The following is a 21,959-nucleotide window of genomic DNA, read 5'->3' as shown; positions in this document are numbered from 1 at the left end:
ATTTTTTTATTCGTAAATATGAGGCCGGGACATTGGCTGTGCTTGAACCAAACACATTGTTTGATATTGCAGAAATAAAGCAATATCTCATTAGATATAGAAATATCTACGATTAGAGTGTGTTGTGAAACTCATTTATCATAACACATCTCCTGAGCATAGATGAGGAACGGACATATATGGAGTTGCTGCCTGAGTATATGAAGTCGTTTGGTGTGTAAGTAAAATAAGAAACAAAGAAGAGACTACAATGCCTAGTATGCCCATACATAGTGAAGACCAATATACATATAAACTGTCAGTTATTGTAGCAGTATATAATGTAGCTGAGTACCTCGAAGAGTGCCTATCAAGCCTCCACAGGCAAAAGAGAAAAGATGTTGAGTTTATTGTAGTTGACGACGGTTCTACAGATGCCAGTAGTGCCATATGTGACCAGTGGGCAGCGCAGGATGTCCGCTTCAAAATCATCCACCAAGAAAACAAAGGATCGCTTCTTGCCCGTAAGACAGGGGTAATGCATAGCTCAGGACAATGGATCACCTTCCTCGACGGTGACGATCTTTTTGCCGACGATGCTCTTGAGCACATATGCTCTTTGGCAGATAACTGCGATGCTGATATTATTCAATTTACTCTTGATGCCTTCAATCAGCGCAATAATGATCAGTACAAAAATATAATAGAATATTTTAATATATCAGAAAAAGTATTAGCAAATAAAAAAATATGCAAAGCTTCTTTCCAAGAAGATTCTGTACCATGGACGTTGTGTGCTAGAATATATAAATCTGATCTCATAAAGAAAACTTATGCGCACATAAAGGATATTTATCTCATTTGTGCTACAGACGCGTATACATTTTTTATCATAACTTTTTTTGTCAACAAACTTGTTATCAAAAAGACTCCACCTCTGTATTTGTATCGCCTCAATACAGGGATATCAACAAGCAGAGAGACAATAGACCTGTTCACGAAACATCTTTCGGAAATTACGATTATAGAACACATCAGGGAGTTTTTGACAATCCAGGCGGCTGAAAAAAGCTGGTTTGATGCGTGTACGGCGTTGCAGGTAGCGTTAACAAACACCGCAGTCTACAGAATGTCAACTTTGCCCGAGAAAGACCTTCCGGCAGCCCTTTCCCTGTTCTTCGATACCTATGATCCTGTGGTATATCTGCCAACACTGCAGAATGTCTTTTCAGGGCGCCAGGACACACTTGCTTGTGCCGCGCATACAGCTTTTAAACAGAAGGATGTGCGTGATTCACAAACTGCGCACCAGAGGGCGACGCCGACGGAGAAAAAGACTGTTGGTATTTTCTATCATCGCTATTTTAATGGTGGCGTTGAGCGTGTCATCTCACAGCAGATCCCCATCTTTTTGAAGCTTGGATACAGGGTTGTTCTTTTTACAGAACAAGTGTGTCCGGAAAAAGAATACCCTCTACCATCTGAAGTCATAAGGGTCATCGTGCCTGATAGCTATGCACAGGGCAGGGCCAGTGTTTTCCTGACAGCACTGCGCGAGTATGATGTTGCTGTACTCTGCCATCACTCCGCGAGCTCTCATCTGCTGCTTTTCGACCTGCTACTTTGCCGCTTAGCAAAACTCCCCGCAGTGCTGACACGCCATGAAACATTGGCACAGGATATGTCTATGGGGGCTGACTACCCATTCACTCCCCCCACTATCTTCCAGCTAGCAGATACTGTATGTGCATTGTCATCATCAGAGACATACCTTTATCAGCAATACGGAGTCAATGCCCGATATCTTCCTAATCCCATAAGCGTCTCGGCGCATGAAGATATTGATGCCTCATCGGCAACAGGAAATAGACCCACAGTTTTATGGCTAGGGAGACTTTTTGATTTACAGAAAAATTATAAAGAAGCATTAGAAATATTCAAGAAAATCATCGAGCATCGAAAAGATGTACTTTGTTATATAGTAGGATCAGGAGAATCCTGTGAACAAAATTATATACAAAATTTTATTAAAATACACAAACTACAAAACAATATAGTCTACGTACCCTATACACCACATGTTGATCGATACTATAATTCGGCGACTGTACATCTGCTTACATCTTCTTTTGAAAGCTTTTCAATGGTCATAGCAGAGGGGAAAGTACATGCATTGCCACTGGTTACTTACGACATGCCCTGGCTCGAACTCCTGAAGGATGGTAAAGGCCACATCAGTGTCCGCCAGCACGATATAGAAGGGGCTGCTGATGCTGTACTCATGATCCTCAATGACAGTATACTACATCAACGCCTTTCTTACGAGGCGCGAGAATCCATACAACCATTTCTTGAGTATGATCTCGCCGGTGCCTGGAAGGAGATTCTGGAAACACCACAGAAAATACAGCCTGGCGTATATCAGGGAGAGGATCCAAGTAACATGCGCCTGCTGTGCGATCATATTTTTTCTATGTATAGAGAAGGGCGTCGGAACACTTCATCCAGTTTTCGAACCAAAGAATATATAAAGCAATTTATGAAAAATAGCCCTCTCATCAAGAGAATACTCCCAATCGGTTCCCGACGCAGGGAGTTTGTCAAGAAGGTAGTTAAAAATCTATATTATCGTATCCGTTAAATATGTCAAAATGTGTGCAAAGCAGGACTATCCTTACAGGAGTAAGCCATGAAAATACTGGTGACAGGTGGGGCCGGCTATATCGGCAGCCATACCTGCAAAGCTCTGGCGCGTGCCGGGCATGAGGTACGCGTCTATGACAACCTCTCCACCGGTTTTCGCGGCCTCGTCAAATGGGGCGATCTGGTAGAAGGGGATATCCTTGATACGGAACGACTGAAAATGTGCCTCACAGAATGGCAGCCGGAAGGCATCATCCACTTTGCAGCGTTCTCCCAGGTGGGAGAATCCGTGAGCAATCCCGGAAAGTACATCCACAACAATGTCGCCGGGACCTTGAGCATCCTGGAAGCCATGAGGAGCACGGGGGTACGGAATATCGTGGTCTCCAGCACGGCAGCGGTTTACGGTATCCCGGAACGTTGTCCCATCACGGAAGATCTGCCTGCCGCCCCCATCAACCCTTACGGTGAAACCAAACTGTTCATGGAATGGATGCTGGCAGATTTTGCCCGGGCATACGGTCTCTCCTGGACGGCGTTGCGATATTTCAATGCCGCAGGAGCTGATCCCGACGGAGAATGTGGCGAATGCCATATGCCGGAGACCCATCTTATCCCGCGCGCTCTCATGGCCATCACGGGCGAACTTTCAGATTTTCGTGTCATGGGGGATGACTATCCTACACCTGATGGAACATGTATCCGGGACTATATCCATGTAGTGGATCTGGCTGCGGCGCATGTGCTGGCTGTGGAACGCCTTTGCCAAGGCGATGCCGGCCAGGGGATCTCTCTCAATCTGGGGACGGGAACAGGCATCTCTGTGCATGAGATACTGACAGCTGTTGGGAAGGTCACCAGTCAAGAATTGGTTCATACGGTCGGCCCCCGTCGCGCAGGGGATCCGCCGGTACTGGTGGCTGATGGGACGCGTGCCCAAGATATCCTGCGCTGGAAAGCTCGTCGCTCCACTGTAACAGAAATCATCACCGACGCATGGAGCTGGCATACTTCGGGACGCCAGCACGTCCTGAACAACTGATTTGTACACGGGAGAACATTATGCAATCTTTCCGCAAAGTCGTCGTCCCTGTGGCCGGCTGGGGGACACGTTCCCTGCCGGCCAGCAAAAATGTGCCCAAGGAGATGCTGCCCATCTACAACAGGCCGGTCATCCAGTACGTCGTGGAAGAAGCCCTGCGTTCCGGAATGACCAGTGCCATCTTCGTCACCAACAGGGACAAGAGCGTCATCGAGGACTATTTTGACTACAACCCGCAACTCGAAGCCGTTTTGCAACGGGACGGCAAGCAGGACAAGTTGGCCGAAATTCGTCAGGTAGCCGAAATGCTCAACCTCATGTCTGTGAGGCAAAAGCAGCAACGCGGCCTTGGCCACGCTGTCCTGTGCGCCAGGGACCTCGTCGCCAATGAACCGTTTGCTGTCATGCTGGGGGATGATCTCATGTTTGGCAGTGTCCCTGGCATCCACCAGCTGATCGAAGTAGCGCAGGCCGAGAACATGCCTGTCGTCGGTGTGATGGAAGTCCCACAGGAAGAAGTCAGCAAATACGGTATCATCGACGGCGAAGAGATCTCCCCTGGCGTCTACCGCGTACGGGATATGGTGGAAAAACCTGCTGTGGCCAAGGCTCCTTCTCGTCTTGCCGTGGTCGGCAGATATGCCCTGTTCCCGGATATCTTCGATTATCTGGACAAGGTGGAGCCCGGCCATGGCGGTGAGATCCAGCTGACGGATGCCCTGAAGGCCCGGGCCCGCGAAAAGGGGATGTTGGCGGTGAAACTGGCCGGTATCCGCTTTGACGCCGGTAACTGGAGCGATTATCTCACAGCCAATATCTATTTTGGCCTGCAAGATGAGAACTTGCGGTATGACCTTTTGGAAAAACTGAAAAACATCATCCAGTTCGAATAATATGGTCCTAGTAAACGTCGAATAATTATAAGAAGATCTATTTTATAAAACATTCTAAATTTATAGAAACATGCCATCCATTTCAATATTACTTCCAGTTTATAATGCAGAGTCGTTTTTAGAGGACGCTGTACTATCTATTTTGCAGCAAACTTTCTCAGACTTTGAACTCATCCTAATCGATGATGGTTCTACAGACGGTTCAAAGCAGATTGTACGTCAGCTAGCTGTTCGTGATTCTCGCATTCGCCTTGTGCAGCGCCCCAATAAAGGACTTATAGCGACGCTCAATGAGGGGATAGCACTGGCACGTAGCCCCCTTATTGCTCGAATGGATGCGGATGACATTGCCCTTCCGCACCGCCTGGAACGCCAGTGTACCTATCTGAAATCCCATCCGGAGACAGTAGCTGTCGGTAGTTATGTTCAGTTCATGGATAGATGTGGTCACACATACCGCACGAAATACCTTCCTGCAGGGGAAGGACTCCGAAAGGCCTTTCTTTGGGGCTGTCCTATCATGCACCCCACAGTCATGATGCGCACAGAAGCCGTACGAGAGGCTGGGGGCTACTCCCCCGAGTTTCCCTCAGCAGAGGACTACGCCTTATGGTTACGTCTGCTCTCTCTGGGAGGAATAGATAACATCCCTGAAGTCCTGCTTTCCTACCGCGTACATGGCTCAAGCATCTCTCATGTGCATGCGCAACAGCAGCGCGATTCCACCCTTCGTGCACAAGCACTCTGGATAGCAGGACGCACCTTCGACAAGGATCTTTGCCATCTTCCGGCAAATTCGCTCTTGGATGCCCTTGCTCTCCCTCCAGAGACGCTCAGATATCTTCTAGCACGCATGCTGGCCCTGAATCCCCACATCATCGGCATCTCTCCAGAGCATGACCCCGAAGCACAAGAATGGCTCCCGCGTATCCTGCAGGGTCCCATGACGCCTGAGATCCGTAAGGCCCTAGCCCTCTATCATCTTCGGGCAGCACGCGCACCAGGGCTGTCCACAAGCGCTCGCCTGTACCAGCTTGCTCGCTGTGCCCGCTATTCTCCTCGTGAATTCATGGGAAAATTGGGAGAATTCCTGCGCGGCCGTTTACAACGCCGCTGAACTTCCCTAAAGGCCATCATTATGCACAGCCCGCTTCCCGATTCCCCCCGTCTCGCCCTCTGTATCGCCACTGTGGGCCGTATCACGGAACTGGACAGGCTGCTGACCTCGCTGGAACAGCAGACCTGCACGGACTTCCACATCTACCTTGCCGACCAGAACGCGCCCGGCACACTGGATGCCATGTTACAGAAACATGAGGACCTGCAAATAACCCGCATCCTGCTGCCATCCAGAGGAGTTTCCATCGCGCGCAATGCCCTACTTTCTCTTGTTGAGGATGGAGATATCCTCATCTTCCCCGACGATGACTGCTGGTATGCCCCAGATACGCTGACCCAGGCCGTAGAGGCCTTCCGGCGCCATCCTGAGACCGGGGCCGTCATGGGCAGAAGTTTCAGCCAGCCCTCTGCCGCACCAGCCGTCGGGCAGGACAGCCGGGTCAGCCAGATTGGGACGTTCAAAAACGGGGAGACCTATCTGCAATTCTTCCGGGCCGAAGTCGTAAAAGATCTCCGCTTCGATCCCCGCCTTGGCCCCGGCACAGGCCTGCCCTACGGTTGTGGTGAGGATACGGACTATCTGCTGGAAGCGCACAAGCGCGCTCCTGTCTGGCGCTGTCCGTCCATCAGGGTCTTCCATCCCTCGCCGGATACGCATGTGCCGTCTGATGCAAAGATCGCCAGCTATGCTGCCGGCCGCATGTATCTGCTCAAAAAACATACCTTTCCCCTCTGGTTCCGTTGCGCCAACGTACTCTATCCCTTGTGCATGCTGCCTCTGGATGCATTGCGCAAAGGCCGCAAGGCCGCACGCTATCGCTGGCGCATGTTCGTGGAGCGACTTCGCCATTTTTCATCCTGAGATGAAGGGAAAAGCCACCCGTTACCGGGTGGCTTTTTCCATACCTCTGCCGACAGCAGACTTAACATAAAAATCTTCCCACTCCCCCTGCAGCCCTTCTCTCCTCTGCTTTTCCCCGCCGCCGTCACCGTTTTGTAACAAAACCTGCCTACACAGAATATGCCTCATTCTCAGACTATTCCGCAGGAGACGGGACGTGGAAAGCATCTTTCTACTCATACTGGTATTTCTGGCCATCCTGGCCGCAGTGGACCTTTTCGTGGGCGTCAGCAACGACGCCGTCAACTTCCTCAACTCGGCCATAGGCTCGCGCATCGCCAGCTTCAAGGTCATCATGGTGGTGGCCAGCATCGGTGTGCTGCTGGGCTCCACCTTTTCCAGCGGCATGATGGAGATCGCCCGCAGCGGGGTCTTCAATCCCGAGATGTTCACCTTCAACGAGATCATCATCATTTTCTTCGCCGTGATGATCACCGACGTCCTGCTGCTGGACGCCTTCAACTCCATGGGCCTGCCCACCTCCACCACCGTGTCCATCGTCTTCGAGCTGCTGGGCGGTGCCGTGGCCGCGGCCCTCATCAAGATCTCCACCTCGGACATCCTGCTCTCCCAGCTGGGGGACTTCATCAACAGCCAGAAGGCCCTGGCCATCGTGTCCGGCATCCTCATCTCCGTGGTGGTGGCCTTCGTGGCCGGCGTGGTGGTGCAGTACATCACCCGCCTGATCTTCACCTTCCACTATGAGCGCATGTACCGCCGCATCGGCGGCATCTTCGGCGGCCTGTCCCTGACGGCCATCTTCTACTTCCTGATCATGAAAGGCGCCAAGGGCGCATCCTTCATGAAGCCGGAATACCTGGCCTGGATCAATGCCCACACCCTGCCCATCCTGCTGATGATGTTCGCGGGCCTGAGCGTGGTGCTGCACCTGCTCATGGTGCGCCGCGGCGTCAACATCTTCAAGATCGTCATCCTGGCCGGCACCTTTGCCCTGGCCTTCGCCTTTGCCGGCAACGACCTGGTCAACTTCGTGGGCGTGCCCCTGGCCGCCTGGGAAAGCTGGCAGCAGTTCACCGCCAGCGGCATGGCCGCCGATGCCTTCACCATGGAAGGCCTGCGCAAGGCCGTGCAGACGCCCACCTTCTACCTGCTGCTCTCCGGTCTGATCATGGTGCTGACCCTGTGGTTCTCCAAAAAGGCCCACCGCGTGGTGCAGACCTCCATCAACCTGAGCAGCAGCACCCGCGGCGATCAGGAACAGTTCGGCTCCTCCCTGCCCGGCCGCCTCATCGTGCGCGCGGGCCTGAGCGCCAACAAGACCCTGCACCAGATCCTGCCCAATTCGCTTTTCACCGCCCTTGAGAGCCGCATGCAGCCCGTGGAACAGGTCAAGGGCGCGCCCGTGCTGCCCTTCGACCAGGTGCGTGCCGCCATCAATCTGGTGGTCTCCAGCATCCTCATCGCCTCGGCCACGTCCCTCAAGCTGCCCCTGTCCACCACCTATGTGACCTTCATGGTGGCCATGGGCTCCTCCTTTGCCGACGGCGCCTGGAACCGTGAGAGCGCCGTCTACCGCATCTCCGGCGTGCTGGCCGTCATCAGCGGCTGGTTCCTGACCGCCATGTGCGCCTTCAGCGCCTGTGCCCTGGTCACCTGGGCCCTGTTCGAGGGCGGCAGCGTGGTGGCCGTCCTCTTCATGCTGGTGGCCGTGGTCAGCCTGGTGCGCTCCAACTTCTTCGGCAAGAAGAAGGAAGAAAGCAGCTTCGACATCGTGGCCGACAACACCGACAAGGACAGCATCCGCGCCAATATCGGCGCTTCGGTGGACGAAAGCATCGATACCGCCGTGCGTCTGATGCGCGAAGGCCTCACCGCCTTCCAGGCCGAGGACGAGAAGATCCTGAACCGCTGCAAGAACGAAGCCGTGAACCTTTTCGAAGACATCTCGCGCTCCCGCGGTTCCTACTACCGCATGGCCCTGCGCGGCGGTGGCGACGATCTGGACAACGAAGCGCGGCACATCTACTACCGCATCTTCAACGGCATGAAGGAACTGAGCCATGAGCTGCGCTCGGTGCTGGGCATGTCCGCCAACCATATCGCCAACCGCCACCGCCCCTACAGCGGCGCGCTGGGCGACAATCTGGAGCAGATGCTGGGCATCCTGGAAGACGCCGCCCGCCACTTCCGGGCCTATGCCGCGGGCGAAGGCTCCCGCGCCGAGCTCTCGGCCTATGCCGACCACTGCTCTTCCCGCATCAGCAAGATCCAGATCGAGCTTTTGCAGCGCATCGATACCGAAGGCCTGTCCATGCGCAGCAGTGACCTGTATCTGAACTACCTGCAGTTCGCCCGCGCCTTCATCAACCGTTTCACCATCGTGGCCCTGCTGGAACGCGACCTCAACGACGCCTGCCGCCGCAACGCCGCCCGCAAGGAAGAAGAAACGGCTGCCGCTTCGGCCCAGGCCTAAGACCGGCCACAGACGAAACGAGCATCGACGAAGGGGCTTCTCCCGCATGAGACGAGAGGCCCCTTCCCCCCGATCTTCGCTCCCGTCAGTCCCTTCTTCAGACAGTACGGCATGCATGCCCGGTTGCAGACATGACCGTGCGCCCTCCCGAGGACAGTCCCGGAAGCCTGTCCGCCATCGGGAATGACGAAGCCCTCCGCATGGAGGGCTTTTTTGCGGCCTGCGGCCTACCGGACATTCTGGAACGCTCCCCGCGTGGAGAAAGGCCGCACGGCTCCGAAACATCCTCCCTTCCTGATGGAGGGCCGGGGCAAACCTTGCTGAAAGTCCGGAACGGCATCCGCCTTCCCTGCCGGAGCATCCCCAAGCCCGAGCATCACGGACCGCTTGTCAGACAAGATGGCCTTCCGCCCCCTCCGGCCAGCGATCACCACGAAACGGGCAGGCTGCCGGGCAGCTTCCGTGCTTCCTCCCGGCGTCGTCCGCGTCCCGGCACCTCCAACACTCCCTTCACTTCCCGTCAGCCCTAAAAGACCGTCATCTGCCCGGATAGCGTCCCGCCCTGCGGCGTGCCATGCCGCCAGCCTTATCAAAGCGTATGCCCGACGTGATCCGCCTCTTCATCGCAGGAAGGCCCCTTCCCATACTTTCCGAGCTATTCCAGCGCCCCGGAAGCAAGCACGAGAGAGAAAGAGAGAAAGAAAACACTCCGCCCCTCTTCACTCCCCAGCATCCCCCCTCCTCTCCGGCCGTATGGCATGCCTTATTTCAAACAGCCGCCAGACAACGACGGGGACTTTCGCCCCGACCTGAAGAAAGTTTTTTCGGGGATGGGGAGAGCACGAGAGGGGAAGGGGCAGTTTTTACAAAAAACGCCCCTTCCCCTCTCGTCATTCCCCCGCTCCACAGCCTCTCCACAACAAAAAAAGCGGGGCAGTCACCTGCACCCGCTTTTACCGGAAAAACAAAGGAACGTGGATATGTTACTTCTTTTCGCCGCTGTGCTTGAGGCTCTGGCCGTGCTGCATGAAGTAGACCTGTTCGGCCAGATTGACGGAACGCCGCCAGATGCGGGTCAGGGCTCGCACCACCAGCAAGGTATGCATGACAAGCTGGGGATCGGGGCGCTTGCCTTCTTCCTGACGCAGCAGCTCCAGCAGGCGCTGCACGATGCGCATCTCGTTCTGCAGGGCCTCGTCCTCGCAGTTGCGCAGGGCCAGGGCTTCCTGGCCGTTGCCTTCGCGGAAGCAGTCCATGGCGCGCATGAAGGCCTCGCGGGCGCGCTGCATCATGCCGCAGACCTCGTCCGCCAGGATGCGCCGCCCGGGCACGTCTTCCATGAGCACGGTCTGCTCGGCCACGGTCACGGCCTCGTCACCGATGCGCTCCAGATCCACCACCATGCGCAGGGCGGCCACCACGAAGCGCAAATCACCAGCCACGGGCTTGATGCGGGCCATGAGGCGCAGGCACAGCTCGTCGATCTCGTTTTCCAGGGCGTCGATGGCCGTATCACCGTCACAGACGGCGATGGCGCGCACGGCCTCGCCTTTTTCATAGGAACGCGCAGCCTCTTCCAAAGCGATGTCCACTTGCGCATACATGACCAGCAGGCGCGTGCGCAGCGTGGCCAGCATGTGCTGGGGCGTGTAATCCTGAAGAACCATTAACCGAACCTGCCTGTGATGTAGTCTTCCGTCTCTTTTTGGGACGGACGGGTGAAGATGACGTCCGTGCTGTCGCTTTCCACCAGACGGCCCATGTAGAAGAAGGCCGTCCGGTCGGAGATGCGGGCCGCCTGCTGCATGCTGTGGGTCACGATGATGATGGTCAGGCCTTCCTTGAGCTCCACGATGCTCTCTTCCACCTTGCGGGTGGCGATGGGGTCCAGGGCGCTGGCGGGCTCGTCCATGAGCAGCACCTGCGGTTCCACGGCCAGGGCACGGGCGATGCACAGACGCTGCTGCTGGCCGCCGGAAAGGCCCAGGGCCGAGGAGGAAAGGCGGTCTTCCACTTCGTTCCAGAGGGCGGCGCGGCGCAGGGCCAGCTCCACCTTCTCGGTGATGAGGTTCTCGTCCTTGACGCCGTTGACGCGCAGGCCGTAGGCCACGTTCTCGAAGATGCTCTTGGGGAAGGGGTTGGGCTTCTGGAAGACCATGCCCACCTTCTGCCGCAGGCGCACCACGTTGGTGCGGGGCTGGTTGACGTCCTCGCCGTCCAGCATGATGCGGCCTTCCACCCGGCAGCCGGGGATCAGGTCGTTCATGCGGTTGAGACAACGCAGGAAGGTGGACTTGCCGCAGCCGGAAGGACCGATGAGGGCCGTGACGCCGCCGGCCTCGAAATCCAGGCTGACATCCTGCAGGGCGTGGGAAGCGCCGTAATAGACGTTGATCTTCTGCGCCGAAAGTGCTGTTGCCATAACTACTCCTGCACGGGCGTCCGGGGGGCGTCCGCGCGCCTCAAGGTAAAGATGATGGCCGTGCTGCCGTCTTCCGCCGGGCTTTCCGCCCAGATGCGGCCGCCGTGCCGTTCGATCACATGTTTGCAAATGGCCAGGCCCAGACCCGTGGAGTTCTGCCCGCGATGGCGCTCCACCTGATAGAAGCGCTCGAAGATGCGCGGCAGATCGTCCGCCGGGATGAGCACGCCGTCGTCCACCACGCGGATGACCACGTCGTCGCCTTCCACCCGGCCCGTGACGCGGATGGCCGTCTCTTCTTCGGCATAGCGGCAGGCGTTCTCCAGCAGGTTGCGGAACACCAGCGTCAGCAGACGGTCGTCGGCCAGTACGGGGGGCAGTTTTTCCAGATGGCCTTCCAGACGCAGCTTGCGTTCCTGCAGGCGGGTCTGGCACAGGCTGCCCGCCTCATCGAGGGTGGCGGCGCATTCCGTGGGGCAGAGCTCCAGGGCGCCTCCCTGCCCTTCCAGACGGGCCAGCACCAGCAGATCCTCCAGCATGCGGGCCAGGGAACAGCTGTGACGGTAGATGATGGCCGCAAAGTGCTGCGTCTGTTCCGAGGAATCCATGCTGAGCAGGGTCTCGGCATAGCCCTGGATGGCGGTCAGCGGCGTACGCAGCTCATGGGAGACATTGGCCACGAAATCGCTGCGGATGCGCTCCAGCTGCATCAGGTCGCTGATGTCGCGGAAGACCAGCACCGCGCCCAGACGGGCATCGGCCAGTACGGGCAGGGAGATGAGCACCGAGAAGACCCGGCCGCCCAGATGCAGCTGCACCTGGCGCAGGGAACGGGGCACATCCAGATCCTCCTCACCGTTGCCGGAGGACGAGCGGGCCACCTGGGCGGAGCGCAGCATGGCATCCACGGCATCCTGCAGTTCGGGCGAGGGGATCACCTCGATGACCGGGCTGCCCGCCATGTCGGTCACTTGGGGGAAGAGGCGGGCAAAGGCGCCGTTGCAGCGGCGGATGCGGCCCTGCGGCCCCAGCACCAGCACGCCGTCGCTCATGGTGTTGAGCACGCTCTCCAGCTGGGCGGTCTTGTCCGAGGCGATGCGCACCTGCTCGCCGATGCTGTCGGCCATGCGGTTCACGGCTTCGGCCAGGGGGGCGAACTCCGTGCCCGGCAGACGGCGCAGGCGGCGTTGCAGGCGGCCGCGGGAAATGGCCGAGACCACGTCCACCATCTGGCCCAGGGACCGCCGCATGGCGCCGGAGATGAAGGCGGCCAGTACCACGGCCAGCACCACGGCCAGCAGGATCATGGGCGCGAAGACGTGCAGGCGCTTCTGGATGAGCAGGTTCACGCTGTCCAGCGGCAGGGCCAGACGCAGGATGCGCCCGTCAGGCAGGTTGCGGGCCGCGTAGGCAAAATTCTTGTGCAGGGTGCCGCTGGCGCGCAGGGAGTAGCCCTGCCCTTCGCTGCGGGCCTGCACCACTTCGGGCCGGTCGCCGTGGTTGTCCATGCCTTCGGGCGAAACGCCGCCGGTCTCCGCCAGCACTTTGCCGTCGGCATCCAGCAGCGAAAGCCGCAGGTCGGGCAGGTCGAGCACCCGGGCCAGGACCTCCAGATCGTTTTCGCCGCGCAGCATCAGTTCGCCCGCCACGCGCGCCTCGCGCAGCAGACCGGTACGAGCTTCATCGAGCTGGCGCTCTTCCAGCCATTCGCGCGTCAGCCACAGGGAAAGCCCCGCAGCCACCGCGGCCACCAGCAGGATGGCCCAGAAGATCCGGGCCCTAAAAGAACGGAACATCCCCGTCATCTCAGCCTCTCAAACGGTAACCGACGCCGCGCACGGTCTCGAGCGCGGCGGCTTCTTCACCCAGTTTGGCCCGCAGACGCCGGACATGCGTGTCCACCGTACGGGCATAGCCTTCGAACGAATATCCCCAGACCGCGTTGAGCAGCTGTTCGCGGGTGCGCACGGCGCCCGCATGCCGCATGAGGTCTTCCAGCAGACGGAACTCCGTGGCCGTCAGGGCCACTTCCTGCCCGTCCAGGGTCACGCGGTGGGCCTCCACATCCAGCAGCAGGGCCCCGCGGCACAGGGCCGTGCCCATGCCTGGGCGGTTGCCGCGGCGCAGGATGGCCCGGATGCGCAGCACCAGTTCCCGGACGCTGAAGGGTTTGACCACATAATCATCGGCCCCCAGGGTCAGGCCCACGATACGGTCCACTTCCTCGCCGCGGGCCGTGAGCATGAGCACGGGGATGGCCGCCGTGACCGGCTGGGCCTTGAGCCTGCGGCAGACATCGCAGCCGTCCATGCCGGGCAGCATGAGGTCCAGCACCACCAGGTCGGGCAGCTCGGAGGTCGCCATGTGCAGCCCCCCCAGCCCGTCGGCCGCTTCCAGTACCGCAAAGCCTTCGCGCTCAAGGTTGAAGCGCAGCAACTGGCGGATATCGTTTTCGTCTTCAATAACAAGTATGCGTTGCATGGAGTCTTCCTTTGCCTTGGAGAAGTAGTGCCTTTCCCATGCGCCAGCAATGCGCCTGAAAGGTTACAATTGTGTGACAGGCCCGTAAAAACCACGGTTTTCAAAGTGTCTCCGCATCTTCGCCGAGGCGTCACATTTCTGTAACAAAGCCTGAGGAAAAGGGAGGTGCTTCGGGATCGAGCCGAAGCAAAGACTTTTTTCCTTTTAAAGGAGCACTATCATGAATTTCGCCAAAACTCTGGTCCTTACCTGTGCCGCCCTGGGTCTGAGCGTGGCCGCCCACGCCCAGGATATCGTCGTCAACGGCTCCACCACCGTGCTGCCCGTCATGCAGAAGGCCGCCGAATCCTTCATGGCCGCCAACCCCGACATCAAACTGGTGATCTCCGGCGGCGGTTCCGGCAACGGCATCAAGGCCCTGGGCGAAAAGCAGTGCGACGTGGCCATGAGCTCCCGCGACATCAAGGACAAGGAACGCGCCGCCGCTGAAAAGAAGGGCGTGAAGCCCGTGCGCATCGCCGTGGCCGTGGACGCCATCGTGCCCGTGGTCAACCCCGAGAACCCCGTGAAGGACCTGACCCTGGAACAGCTGTCCTCCATCTACGCCGGCAAGGTGCGCAACTGGAAGGAAGTGGGCGGCCAGGATGCCCCCATCGTGGTCATCTCCCGCGATACCTCTTCCGGCACCTTTGAATCCTGGCAGGAACTGGTCATGAAGAAGGAACGCGTCACCCCCGCCGCCCTGATGCAGGCCTCCAACGGCACCGTGGTGCAGGCCGTGGCCAAGAACAAGAACGCCATCGGCTACATCGGCCTGGGCTATCTTGACAAGAGCGTCAAGGGCCTGACCGTGAGCAAGGTGGCCGCCAGCGCCAAGACCGCTCTGGACGGCGAATGGCCCATCGCCCGCGAACTCTACATCTTCACCAACGGCGATCCCAAGGGCGGCGTGAAGAAGCTGGTGGATTACCTGCTGGCCGCCGACAAGGGCCAGAAGGACGTCCTGGCCGTGGGTTACGTTCCCCTGCAGCATTAAGCCCGCAGCACCGGGCAGACGCTCCCCCTCTCCTTGCGGGGGCCTCTGCCCGGTCCCCCGCAAGGGGAAAGGGCCCGTGCCGGTCTGAGGGATCATACCGGCGTACGTCCCCCTTTCCCCCGTTTTTCCGCTTTTTTCCCGCTTCCTCCAGCGGGCGCGTCCCGCAAGGAAACCTTCGGAGAAAACCATGTTCAGCTCTTCCCGCGAGCGGGCCATCCGCATCTGCCTCACCGCCATCGCGGCCTCGTCCCTGCTGGCGCTGGCAGGTATCGTCATCTTCCTGTTCACCGAAGGCCTGCCCCTGTTCCGGCATGTGAACCCGCTGGACTTCTTGCTGGGCGACCTCTGGTACCCCACGGAAGATCCCGGCCTGTTCGGCATTTTCCCGTTGCTGGTGGGTTCCGTGGCCGTCACCGTGCTCTCCTCGCTGCTGGCCGTGCCCCTGGGCGTCATGACGGCCATCTATCTGGCCGAGATCGCGCCGCCCTTCGCCCGCCGCATCATCAAGCCCTTCGTGGAGCTGCTGGCGGCCCTGCCTTCGGTGGTGCTGGGCTTCCTGGGCATGGTGGTGCTGGCCTCTATCCTCCAGGACATGCTGGGCGCCGCCACGGGCCTCAACCTGCTCAATGCCTCGCTGGTGCTGGCCATCATGAGCCTGCCCACCATCTGCTCCGTCTCCGAGGACGCCCTGCGCGCCGTGCCCCGCTCCCTGCGCGAGGCCTCCCTGGCGCTGGGCGCCACCCGCTGGGAGACCATCGTGCGCGTGGTGGTGCCCGCGGCCCTGTCCGGCATCGGCACGGCCATCATGCTGGGCATGTCCCGCGCCATGGGCGAGACCATGGTGGTGCTCATGGCGGCAGGCGGCGCGGCCATGCTGCCCCAGTCCCTGCTGGACCCCGTGCGGCCCATGCCCGCCTCCATCGCCGCCGAAATGGCTGAAGCCCCCTTCCGCAGCGACCATTACTACGCCCTGTTCGCCACAGGTATCGTCCTGTTCCTGATGACGCTGGCATTCAACATGATCGCTTCCCGCATTGCCGAAAAACACCGCCAGGTGGGCTCGGCCAGCCTTTAAGGAGCCCTTCCATGCCTCTTGCGACACCCGATCCGCGCCGCCGTCTTTTCGTCCAGGGCGCCATGCTCGGCACCCTGCGGCTGGTGGCCGCCTTCAACGTCATCCTGCTGGTGGCCATCTGCCTTTTCCTGCTGGTGCAGGGCCTGCCCGCCCTCAGCTGGGAATTCCTCTCCACACCGCCCCGCGAGATGATGACCGCCGGCGGCATCCTGCCCTGCATCGTGGGCACGGCCATCCTAGCCCTGGGCTCCCTGCTGCTGGCCTTCCCCCTGGGGGTGGCCACAGCCGTCTACCTGCATGAATACGCGGGCAACACCCCCTTCGCCCGCATGGTGCGCCTGGGGGTCAACAACCTGGCCGGGGTGCCTTCCGTGGTCTTTGGCCTGTTCGGGCTTTCGTTCTTCGTGACCTTCTGCGGCATGGGCGTCAGCATCCTGTCCGGCATCCTGACCCTGGCCGTGCTGACCCTGCCCGTGATCATCAGCACCGCCGAGGAGAGTCTGCGCTCCGTACCCGACACCTACCGCCAGGCCTCCCTGGCCCTGGGTGCCAGCAAGGCCCAGACCATCACCCGCGTGGTCCTGCCCTGCGCCATGCCGGGCATGCTCACCGGCGCCATCCTGGGCGTGGCCCGCGCCGCCGGTGAAACGGCCGCCATCATGTTCACCGCCGCCGTCTTCTATACGCCCAAGAACCCGGACTCCATCTTCAGCTCGGTCATGGCCCTGCCCTATCACATGTACGTGCTGGCCACCGCCGGCACGGACATCGAGAAGACCCGCCCGCTCCAGTACGGCACGGGCCTGGTCCTCATCCTGCTGGTGCTGGGCATGAACCTGCTGGCCATCATCCTGCGCGACCACCTGCAACGCCGCCACCACGCCTAGACGGCATCCGCCACAGGCTGATTTTTTTTGGGGGACTTCCTGCTCCGGCAGAGAGGTCCCCTTTTCCGTTTCCTCCCTGCCACAACACACGTCTTCCGCAGGCCGCGGAGCCGCGCAGGAGGCCTTTCCCGGCATCCCGCCTCACCAGATGCTCCAACGGCGGCAAGAAAGACCGGAGTCTGCCAGCCTCCCCCGGTCCCTGCCGTGCGGCCCCCTCTTGCGCCCCGGCCTGAGCGTCCCCATCCGGGAAGATGTCCTCTTCCGCCTCCCGCGTTCTCTCCGGTCACACCAAAAACGCAAACGGGCCGGAAGGGAGATCCCTTCCGGCCCGTCATCTTGCCATATGATGTTTGCCGTCCCCGGCTACGGCAACAGGGTCACGCTGCCTTCATGCACGCTGATGCGATGCACCAGCACGCCCAGCACACCGGCGATGTCCAGTTCCGAGGTATCCACGATGACGGCATCGGCAGCGGGGCGCAGAGGCGCCACGGCCCGGTTGCGGTCCAGGGAGTCACGCTGGCGGATCTGCTCGGTCAGCGTCACCAGATCGGCTTCCACCCCACGGGCGGCCAGGTCGCGCAGACGGCGCAGGGCGCGCACTTCGGGCGATGCATCCAGGAAGAATTTGAAGCGGGCGTCAGGAAAGACCACCGTACCCATGTCACGGCCTTCCACCACCAGCGGCGTGGCTTCGCCCATGGCCCGCTGGGCCTCGCGCAGCACCTCGCGCACCACGGGCACCGTGGCGATGCGGGCGGCCAGCATGCCCACCTGCTCGGTGCGCACTTCGCCGCGGATGGGCACGCCGTTGCAGCACACCGTGGAGGCCCGTCCCTTGCCGGACAGGCTGAAGGTCCACTGGCGGCACTTCTCGCGCAATTCCTCTTCGGGCAGGGTCTCCGCACCGGGCCCCAGCTTGAGGGCCAGGCAACGGAACATGGCGCCGGTATCCAGATAAGCCACATGCAGGCTTTCGGCCAGCTGCTGGGCCAGGGTGGTCTTGCCCACACCGGCGGGGCCGTCCAAGGTCACCACAGGCAGGGTCGTCTTCATGCCCGTACCTCCTGCATCCACTGTTTCATGGCCTCAAGGAAGGCCGTGTTCTCTTCGTCGGTGCCCACGCTCACGCGCAGGTGATCGGGCAGGCTGTAGCTTTTGAGCGGCCGGATGATGATGCCGCGCTGCAGCAGGGCTTCGAAGCAGGCCGCCGCCGTACCGCAGCCTTCGGGCAGCTGCATCATGATGAAGTTGGCGGCGCTGGGCCACACCGTGCAGCCCAGGGCGCGCAGGCCTTCGGTCAGGCGACGGCGACCGGCGCGCACGCATTCCAGCGTGGCGGCCCGGAAGGTGCTGTCCTGCAGCACGGCGATACCGGCTTCTTCGGCCAGGATGTTGACCGAGAACGGCAGGCGGGCCCGCCAATAATACTGGGCCAGCTCGGCCGGCAGGATGCCGTAGCCCAGGCGCAGCCCGGCCAGACCGTAGCTTTTGGAGAAGGTGCGCATGATGGCCACGTTGTCCGGGATGTCGCCGGAGGCCAGCAGGGAGAAGCGGGCCTCGTCCTCGGGGCTGTCGCCCGCAAAGTCCATGTAGGCCTCGTCCACCACCAGCAGGCAGTGGGGGAAGCGCTCGCCAAGGCGCTGCGACAGGCGGCGCACGTCGGCCAGCGGCGGGCAGTAGCCGGAGGGATTGTCCGGCGTGGTCACGAAGACCAGACGGGTGTCATCGTCCACCAGGGCGAAGAGCGCATCGAGATCGAAGCTGAAATCCGGGTTGAGGGGGTGGCGGCGCACTTCCACGCCGCAGACCTGCGCCTGGATGGGATAGATGCTGAAGCAGGGCTCGAAGCAGACCACGGAATGCTTGCCCGGCACCAGGAGCATACGGATCAGCATGTCGATGATCTCGTCCGAGCCGTTGCCCACCACCACCTGATCGGGGCTGACGCCGTGCGTGCGGGCCAGGGCCGCCACCAGGCGGGGGTTGCCGCCCTGGGGATAGCGGAAGGCTGTCCCGGCGTGCAGGCCCAGGGCCTCCTTCACCAGGGGCGAAACGCCCAGGGGGTTCTCGTTGCTGGCCATTTTGACGACCTTGGACAGGCCGTATTTCTCCTGAATTTCGGCAATGGACATGCCGGGAACATAGGCGCTCAGGGCGGCTATTTCCGGGCGCACGGCGCAGGTGTACATACAGACTCCAGATGCAAAGAAAAAAGGGCCGCCGCAAGTGCGGCGGCCCGAGAAACCGTTGTCAGTTCCCGATCCGGCCGGGACTTACCTGTTGGGGCGAACGGTCAGCACAGGCATGGACGCGTTCTTGACGACCTTTTCGGCCACGGAGCCGAAGAGGATGCGGTCGATGCCCTTGCGACCGTGGGTGCCCATGACGATGAGGTCGGCGCCTTCGTCATTGGCACGGGTCAGGATCTCTTCAGCGGCGTAGCCGATGAGCACCTGGCCCTTGGCTTCCACGCCGGGGAAGTTTTCGGCCACGAAAGCGTCCATGGACTTTTCAGCGCCGGAGACGATCTCGCCCACGAAGTTTTCGATGGTGTTGGGCGGCACATGGAAGCCCACATACTGGCTCAGCGAGGGAGCCGTGTAGACGACGATGATGCTGGCCCCCAAGCCCTTGGCCAGCATGGTGGCGTACTCTGCCACGGCCGCGCTGTGTTCGGAAAGGTCAACCGCGCAAAGAATCTTCTTGATTTCCTTCATGGTACGCTCCATTACCGCCCAAACGGACAGAAGTAAAATGTTGAAAATCCGGTTCCATCAGGAAAGGGGGGATGGCCCTTTTCTCGTCGGCTCCAGAGCCGGCGCAGCCTTTTTTTCCCTTACAACCTCAATGTAAGGACTTTCCCCGCACAAGACAAGGCCTTTTCTCCAATTTGTGCCAAAAAGCACAAACCTTCTTCCTATTCCTTGTCCTTGCGGCGCGGCCCGTTCTTGTGGCGGCAGGTCAGGCTCTCCACATCGATGCGCAGGATATTCACGCGGGCCAGGGCGGCATCGGGCGTGGGGCGCGGGCAGCGCGCGTCAAAGCGCAGGCTGATGGCGTCCAAGGCACGGCGCTTCTCTTCCGTATCGGTCACTTCGCTCACCCGGCCGGTACCGCAAAGGCTGCGGAAGTGGGTGGTGGATTTTTCGCGGATGATGCACACGTCCACCGTCGTGGAAAAGCCCACCCGGCCATCCCGGCGCAGCACGTCGATCTTGCGTCCTTCCAGGGCGCAATGGATGTAGATGCGCCCGTCCAGCCAGACATGGTTGAAGGGCAGCACATAGGGGAAATCCCCGGTCTGAAAAGCCACGAACAGCGATTCCGCCTTGTTGAGGATCTCGCCGGGCAGGGCCGGATCCTCGCTCAGTTCCACGCGGCTGACGATCTTTTCCATGATGTTCTCTCCTCCCCTTGCAGGATAACGGGCCCGCGGGCTCAGGACAAGCGTCCCGTCCCGGCGGACCAGGCAAAAAAGTGGCCGCCGTCCAGTTCTCCGGCGGCATCGGCCCCGGGCAGGGGCAGGCCCTGACGGCAGCGGTCCCAGCAGCGCACCAGCGCCTGACGGTCCGCCCCGTCGGGATGGCGGGCGGCCTCGGCCAGACGGGCCGCACGGGCGGGCGTCATGGGATGGTGGCCCGGTTTGCCCGCCAGCGCCACCAGACGCGGATTGACCCGCCCCTGGCAAAAAAAGCCGCCCAGCACCTCGTTGCCGTTGTCCTGCAACAGGCGGCGGGCCGCCGCAAGACACTGGCGGGAATGGTCCGAACCGGGGCGCGTGCCGTGGGTACCGAAAAAAAAGACGCGCTTGCCGCGTATGCCCTGCCACAGGCGCAGGCTGCGGCTGTCGGGCAGGCCCCGGCGCACCCAGAAACCCAGAAGCAGCGTCCCGGCATGGTCGAGCAGGGGCGGATGCCCCGTGGGGAATACGGGGGCTCCGGTAGCTCCGGCCAGGGCATCGGCCAGAGAACGGGTATTGCCGGTGATGCTGGAGCAAAGGATGCACGGCGGCAGGGAAAGCTGAGGGATGATGTCTGTCATGGCTGTCATGATGGTGTGAGCTGCCGCCCGCCGCCAGGCCTGCACCACGGTATCACTGGAGCGCGGCGCACAGAGGCGGGAGCGACATGCAAAAAAGTACGACCGGGCCGGGGCCTGCCTGCGGCCATCATCCGGCCGCACGGTGACGGGCCTTGCAAGACCGGAGCGGAAAATACGGCCGAAAGCCCGCTAGTCCTGGGCCCGGCGTTCCAGGGCCGCCATGTCCAGCAGCTCCACCCGCCGCCGCTCCAGGCGGATAGCGCCTTCCCGGGCCAGCTTGTTGAGTTCCCGGCTCAGGCTCTCGCGGCTCAGGCCCAGCAGGCGGGCCATGAGCTCCCGGGTACCGGGCAGTTCCAGCTGACGGCGCCCTTCCTCCATGCGGGAGCGGTGCAGCAGCCATCCGGCCACCCGCCGGGAGACCGAGATCACCCCCTGCGAGCCGGCCACCTTGTTGACGAACAAACGCTGCCGCGCCGCCAGCACCTGCAAAAGCCAGCGGGCCAGCCGGGGATTCCCGTCCAGCAGCCTGTCCATGGTGGCCCGCTCCAGCCAGAGCAGGCGCCCCGGCCCCAGGGCCACGGCCGTGGCAGGCAGAGGGGCCTCGTAGAACAGGGCCCCCGGATCGGGGAAGGCCCCGCCGCGGGTCAGGTGCAGGACGTACTCCCTGCCCTGCGGCCCCATTTTGACCAGTTTCACCTCGCCGGACAAGACGAAGGGCACATGCCGGATCTCGTCCCCTTCACGAAACAGGACATCGCCCGCCCGCATCTCGGCCAGACGGCCCGTGCCCAGCACAAGACCGGTCTCCCTCTCGTCCAGCCAGCGACCCAGCGGGCTGTGGCGCAGGGCATCCCGCAGGCTCTGGGGATCGGGGGGGCGGTTCCCTTTTTTCTGGTCCATGCGCGACCTCCATGAAAGCTTTGCCCCCGCGGACACAGGGGCAGGAAAAAAGCCGGACGGGAAAGCGGCCCCGCCGGGCCAAAAACACAGGGGAAGACCGCGG

At 60.6% G+C, this 21,959-nt stretch carries 19 protein-coding genes; 9 read left to right on the top strand and 10 right to left on the bottom strand.

Annotation, left to right across the window (positions count from 1 at the left end):
- Nucleotides 1-259: 259 nt before the first annotated feature.
- The 6 genes from ACQRAG_RS09355 to ACQRAG_RS09330 all read left to right on the top strand — a co-directional run bounded on the left by ACQRAG_RS09355 (nucleotide 260) and on the right by ACQRAG_RS09330 (nucleotide 9,011).
- Nucleotides 260-2,620 carry a glycosyltransferase gene (locus ACQRAG_RS09355; RefSeq protein WP_427805313.1) on the top strand — a complete coding sequence of 787 codons (2,361 nt, stop codon included), beginning with the start codon at nucleotides 260-262 and terminating at the stop codon, nucleotides 2,618-2,620.
- Between the two features lie 48 nt (nucleotides 2,621-2,668).
- Entirely contained in the window at nucleotides 2,669-3,664 is a 996-nt protein-coding gene (galE, locus tag ACQRAG_RS09350) for a UDP-glucose 4-epimerase GalE (RefSeq protein ID WP_427804011.1), read from the top strand.
- 20 nt (nucleotides 3,665-3,684) lie between these two features.
- Nucleotides 3,685-4,557, top strand: coding sequence for a UTP--glucose-1-phosphate uridylyltransferase GalU (gene galU, locus ACQRAG_RS09345; protein WP_427804012.1), 873 nt, complete (start codon nucleotides 3,685-3,687; stop codon nucleotides 4,555-4,557).
- Between the two features lie 70 nt (nucleotides 4,558-4,627).
- The gene (locus tag ACQRAG_RS09340) at nucleotides 4,628-5,674 is read left to right on the top strand and encodes a glycosyltransferase family 2 protein (protein ID WP_427804013.1); all 1,047 of its coding nucleotides are present in this window, start codon (nucleotides 4,628-4,630) and stop codon (nucleotides 5,672-5,674) included.
- Nucleotides 5,675-5,695: 21 nt separating this feature from the next.
- The gene (locus ACQRAG_RS09335) at nucleotides 5,696-6,538 is read left to right on the top strand and encodes a glycosyltransferase family 2 protein (protein WP_427804014.1); all 843 of its coding nucleotides are present in this window, start codon (nucleotides 5,696-5,698) and stop codon (nucleotides 6,536-6,538) included.
- Between the two features lie 196 nt (nucleotides 6,539-6,734).
- The gene (locus tag ACQRAG_RS09330; RefSeq protein WP_304026764.1) at nucleotides 6,735-9,011 is read left to right on the top strand and encodes an inorganic phosphate transporter; all 2,277 of its coding nucleotides are present in this window, start codon (nucleotides 6,735-6,737) and stop codon (nucleotides 9,009-9,011) included.
- Between the two features lie 983 nt (nucleotides 9,012-9,994).
- Here ACQRAG_RS09330 and ACQRAG_RS09325 read toward each other — a convergent pair.
- Genes ACQRAG_RS09325 through ACQRAG_RS09310 form a run of 4 tightly spaced genes read right to left on the bottom strand, consistent with a single transcriptional unit; the run spans nucleotide 9,995 to nucleotide 13,914 of the window.
- A complete protein-coding gene (locus tag ACQRAG_RS09325; RefSeq protein WP_204625376.1) occupies nucleotides 9,995-10,678 on the bottom strand; it encodes a phosphate signaling complex PhoU family protein in 684 nt (227 codons plus the stop codon).
- Entirely contained in the window at nucleotides 10,678-11,433 is a 756-nt protein-coding gene (gene pstB, locus ACQRAG_RS09320) for a phosphate ABC transporter ATP-binding protein PstB (protein WP_006009177.1), read from the bottom strand. Before pstB ends, ACQRAG_RS09325 begins: the two co-directional genes overlap by 1 nt.
- Before the next feature lie 2 nt (nucleotides 11,434-11,435).
- The gene (locus tag ACQRAG_RS09315; RefSeq protein ID WP_427804015.1) at nucleotides 11,436-13,229 is read right to left on the bottom strand and encodes an ATP-binding protein; all 1,794 of its coding nucleotides are present in this window, start codon (nucleotides 13,227-13,229) and stop codon (nucleotides 11,436-11,438) included.
- Nucleotides 13,230-13,239: 10 nt separating this feature from the next.
- Nucleotides 13,240-13,914, bottom strand: coding sequence for a response regulator (locus ACQRAG_RS09310; RefSeq protein WP_168935098.1), 675 nt, complete (start codon nucleotides 13,912-13,914; stop codon nucleotides 13,240-13,242).
- Between the two features lie 220 nt (nucleotides 13,915-14,134).
- Here ACQRAG_RS09310 and ACQRAG_RS09305 point away from each other — a divergent pair, with 220 nt between their 5' ends.
- The 3 genes from ACQRAG_RS09305 to pstA all read left to right on the top strand — a co-directional run bounded on the left by ACQRAG_RS09305 (nucleotide 14,135) and on the right by pstA (nucleotide 16,912).
- Nucleotides 14,135-14,950 (top strand): PstS family phosphate ABC transporter substrate-binding protein, encoded by an 816-nt coding sequence (locus ACQRAG_RS09305; RefSeq protein ID WP_304020371.1) that lies wholly within the window; start codon nucleotides 14,135-14,137, stop codon nucleotides 14,948-14,950.
- 187 nt (nucleotides 14,951-15,137) lie between these two features.
- Complete coding sequence (gene pstC, locus ACQRAG_RS09300; RefSeq protein WP_304037159.1) at nucleotides 15,138-16,025, top strand: phosphate ABC transporter permease subunit PstC; 888 nt, start codon at nucleotides 15,138-15,140, stop codon at nucleotides 16,023-16,025.
- A gap of 11 nt (nucleotides 16,026-16,036) precedes the next feature.
- On the top strand, nucleotides 16,037-16,912 hold the full coding sequence (gene pstA / locus ACQRAG_RS09295; protein ID WP_427804016.1) for a phosphate ABC transporter permease PstA: 876 nt from the start codon (nucleotides 16,037-16,039) through the stop codon (nucleotides 16,910-16,912).
- Between the two features lie 363 nt (nucleotides 16,913-17,275).
- Here pstA and cmk read toward each other — a convergent pair whose 3' ends face one another.
- The 6 genes from cmk to ACQRAG_RS09265 all read right to left on the bottom strand — a co-directional run bounded on the left by cmk (nucleotide 17,276) and on the right by ACQRAG_RS09265 (nucleotide 21,856).
- Entirely contained in the window at nucleotides 17,276-17,968 is a 693-nt protein-coding gene (cmk, locus tag ACQRAG_RS09290; RefSeq protein WP_204625372.1) for a (d)CMP kinase, read from the bottom strand.
- Nucleotides 17,965-19,104, bottom strand: coding sequence for a histidinol-phosphate transaminase (hisC, locus tag ACQRAG_RS09285; protein WP_427804018.1), 1,140 nt, complete (start codon nucleotides 19,102-19,104; stop codon nucleotides 17,965-17,967). The genes cmk and hisC overlap by 4 nt, the downstream gene beginning before the upstream one ends.
- 84 nt (nucleotides 19,105-19,188) lie before the next feature.
- Nucleotides 19,189-19,632: a universal stress protein gene (locus tag ACQRAG_RS09280; protein WP_040370153.1), complete on the bottom strand. Its 444-nt coding sequence runs from the start codon at nucleotides 19,630-19,632 to the stop codon at nucleotides 19,189-19,191.
- 200 nt (nucleotides 19,633-19,832) lie between these two features.
- On the bottom strand, nucleotides 19,833-20,312 hold the full coding sequence (locus ACQRAG_RS09275; RefSeq protein ID WP_300645999.1) for a pyridoxamine 5'-phosphate oxidase family protein: 480 nt from the start codon (nucleotides 20,310-20,312) through the stop codon (nucleotides 19,833-19,835).
- 41 nt (nucleotides 20,313-20,353) lie between these two features.
- Nucleotides 20,354-20,956 carry a flavodoxin family protein gene (locus ACQRAG_RS09270; protein WP_427804019.1) on the bottom strand — a complete coding sequence of 201 codons (603 nt, stop codon included), beginning with the start codon at nucleotides 20,954-20,956 and terminating at the stop codon, nucleotides 20,354-20,356.
- 189 nt (nucleotides 20,957-21,145) lie between these two features.
- Nucleotides 21,146-21,856 carry a Crp/Fnr family transcriptional regulator gene (locus tag ACQRAG_RS09265; RefSeq protein WP_303740184.1) on the bottom strand — a complete coding sequence of 237 codons (711 nt, stop codon included), beginning with the start codon at nucleotides 21,854-21,856 and terminating at the stop codon, nucleotides 21,146-21,148.
- Nucleotides 21,857-21,959: the final 103 nt, after the last annotated feature.

Source organism: Desulfovibrio sp. SGI.230 (genome assembly GCF_050313065.1).
Taxonomy (GTDB): Bacteria; Desulfobacterota; Desulfovibrionia; order Desulfovibrionales; family Desulfovibrionaceae; genus Desulfovibrio.
The sequence above is the reverse complement of the archived record's forward strand: the minus strand, read 5'-3'. Positions and strand labels throughout refer to the sequence as shown.

Bases quoted from the DNA above. Each gene is read 5' to 3' on its own strand.
- ACQRAG_RS09355 (WP_427805313.1), top strand. From the start codon at position 260: ATGCCCATACATAGTGAAGACCAATATACATATAAACTGTCAGTTATT.
- galE (WP_427804011.1), top strand. From the start codon at position 2,669: ATGAAAATACTGGTGACAGGTGGGGCCGGCTATATCGGCAGCCATACC.
- galU (WP_427804012.1), top strand. From the start codon at position 3,685: ATGCAATCTTTCCGCAAAGTCGTCGTCCCTGTGGCCGGCTGGGGGACA.
- ACQRAG_RS09340 (WP_427804013.1), top strand. From the start codon at position 4,628: ATGCCATCCATTTCAATATTACTTCCAGTTTATAATGCAGAGTCGTTT.
- ACQRAG_RS09335 (WP_427804014.1), top strand. From the start codon at position 5,696: ATGCACAGCCCGCTTCCCGATTCCCCCCGTCTCGCCCTCTGTATCGCC.
- ACQRAG_RS09325 (WP_204625376.1), bottom strand. From the start codon at position 10,678: ATGGTTCTTCAGGATTACACGCCCCAGCACATGCTGGCCACGCTGCGC.
- pstB (WP_006009177.1), bottom strand. From the start codon at position 11,433: ATGGCAACAGCACTTTCGGCGCAGAAGATCAACGTCTATTACGGCGCT.
- ACQRAG_RS09315 (WP_427804015.1), bottom strand. From the start codon at position 13,229: ATGTTCCGTTCTTTTAGGGCCCGGATCTTCTGGGCCATCCTGCTGGTG.
- ACQRAG_RS09310 (WP_168935098.1), bottom strand. From the start codon at position 13,914: ATGCAACGCATACTTGTTATTGAAGACGAAAACGATATCCGCCAGTTG.
- ACQRAG_RS09305 (WP_304020371.1), top strand. From the start codon at position 14,135: ATGAATTTCGCCAAAACTCTGGTCCTTACCTGTGCCGCCCTGGGTCTG.
- pstC (WP_304037159.1), top strand. From the start codon at position 15,138: ATGTTCAGCTCTTCCCGCGAGCGGGCCATCCGCATCTGCCTCACCGCC.
- pstA (WP_427804016.1), top strand. From the start codon at position 16,037: ATGCCTCTTGCGACACCCGATCCGCGCCGCCGTCTTTTCGTCCAGGGC.
- cmk (WP_204625372.1), bottom strand. From the start codon at position 17,968: ATGAAGACGACCCTGCCTGTGGTGACCTTGGACGGCCCCGCCGGTGTG.
- hisC (WP_427804018.1), bottom strand. From the start codon at position 19,104: ATGTACACCTGCGCCGTGCGCCCGGAAATAGCCGCCCTGAGCGCCTAT.
- ACQRAG_RS09280 (WP_040370153.1), bottom strand. From the start codon at position 19,632: ATGAAGGAAATCAAGAAGATTCTTTGCGCGGTTGACCTTTCCGAACAC.
- ACQRAG_RS09275 (WP_300645999.1), bottom strand. From the start codon at position 20,312: ATGGAAAAGATCGTCAGCCGCGTGGAACTGAGCGAGGATCCGGCCCTG.
- ACQRAG_RS09270 (WP_427804019.1), bottom strand. From the start codon at position 20,956: ATGACAGACATCATCCCTCAGCTTTCCCTGCCGCCGTGCATCCTTTGC.
- ACQRAG_RS09265 (WP_303740184.1), bottom strand. From the start codon at position 21,856: ATGGACCAGAAAAAAGGGAACCGCCCCCCCGATCCCCAGAGCCTGCGG.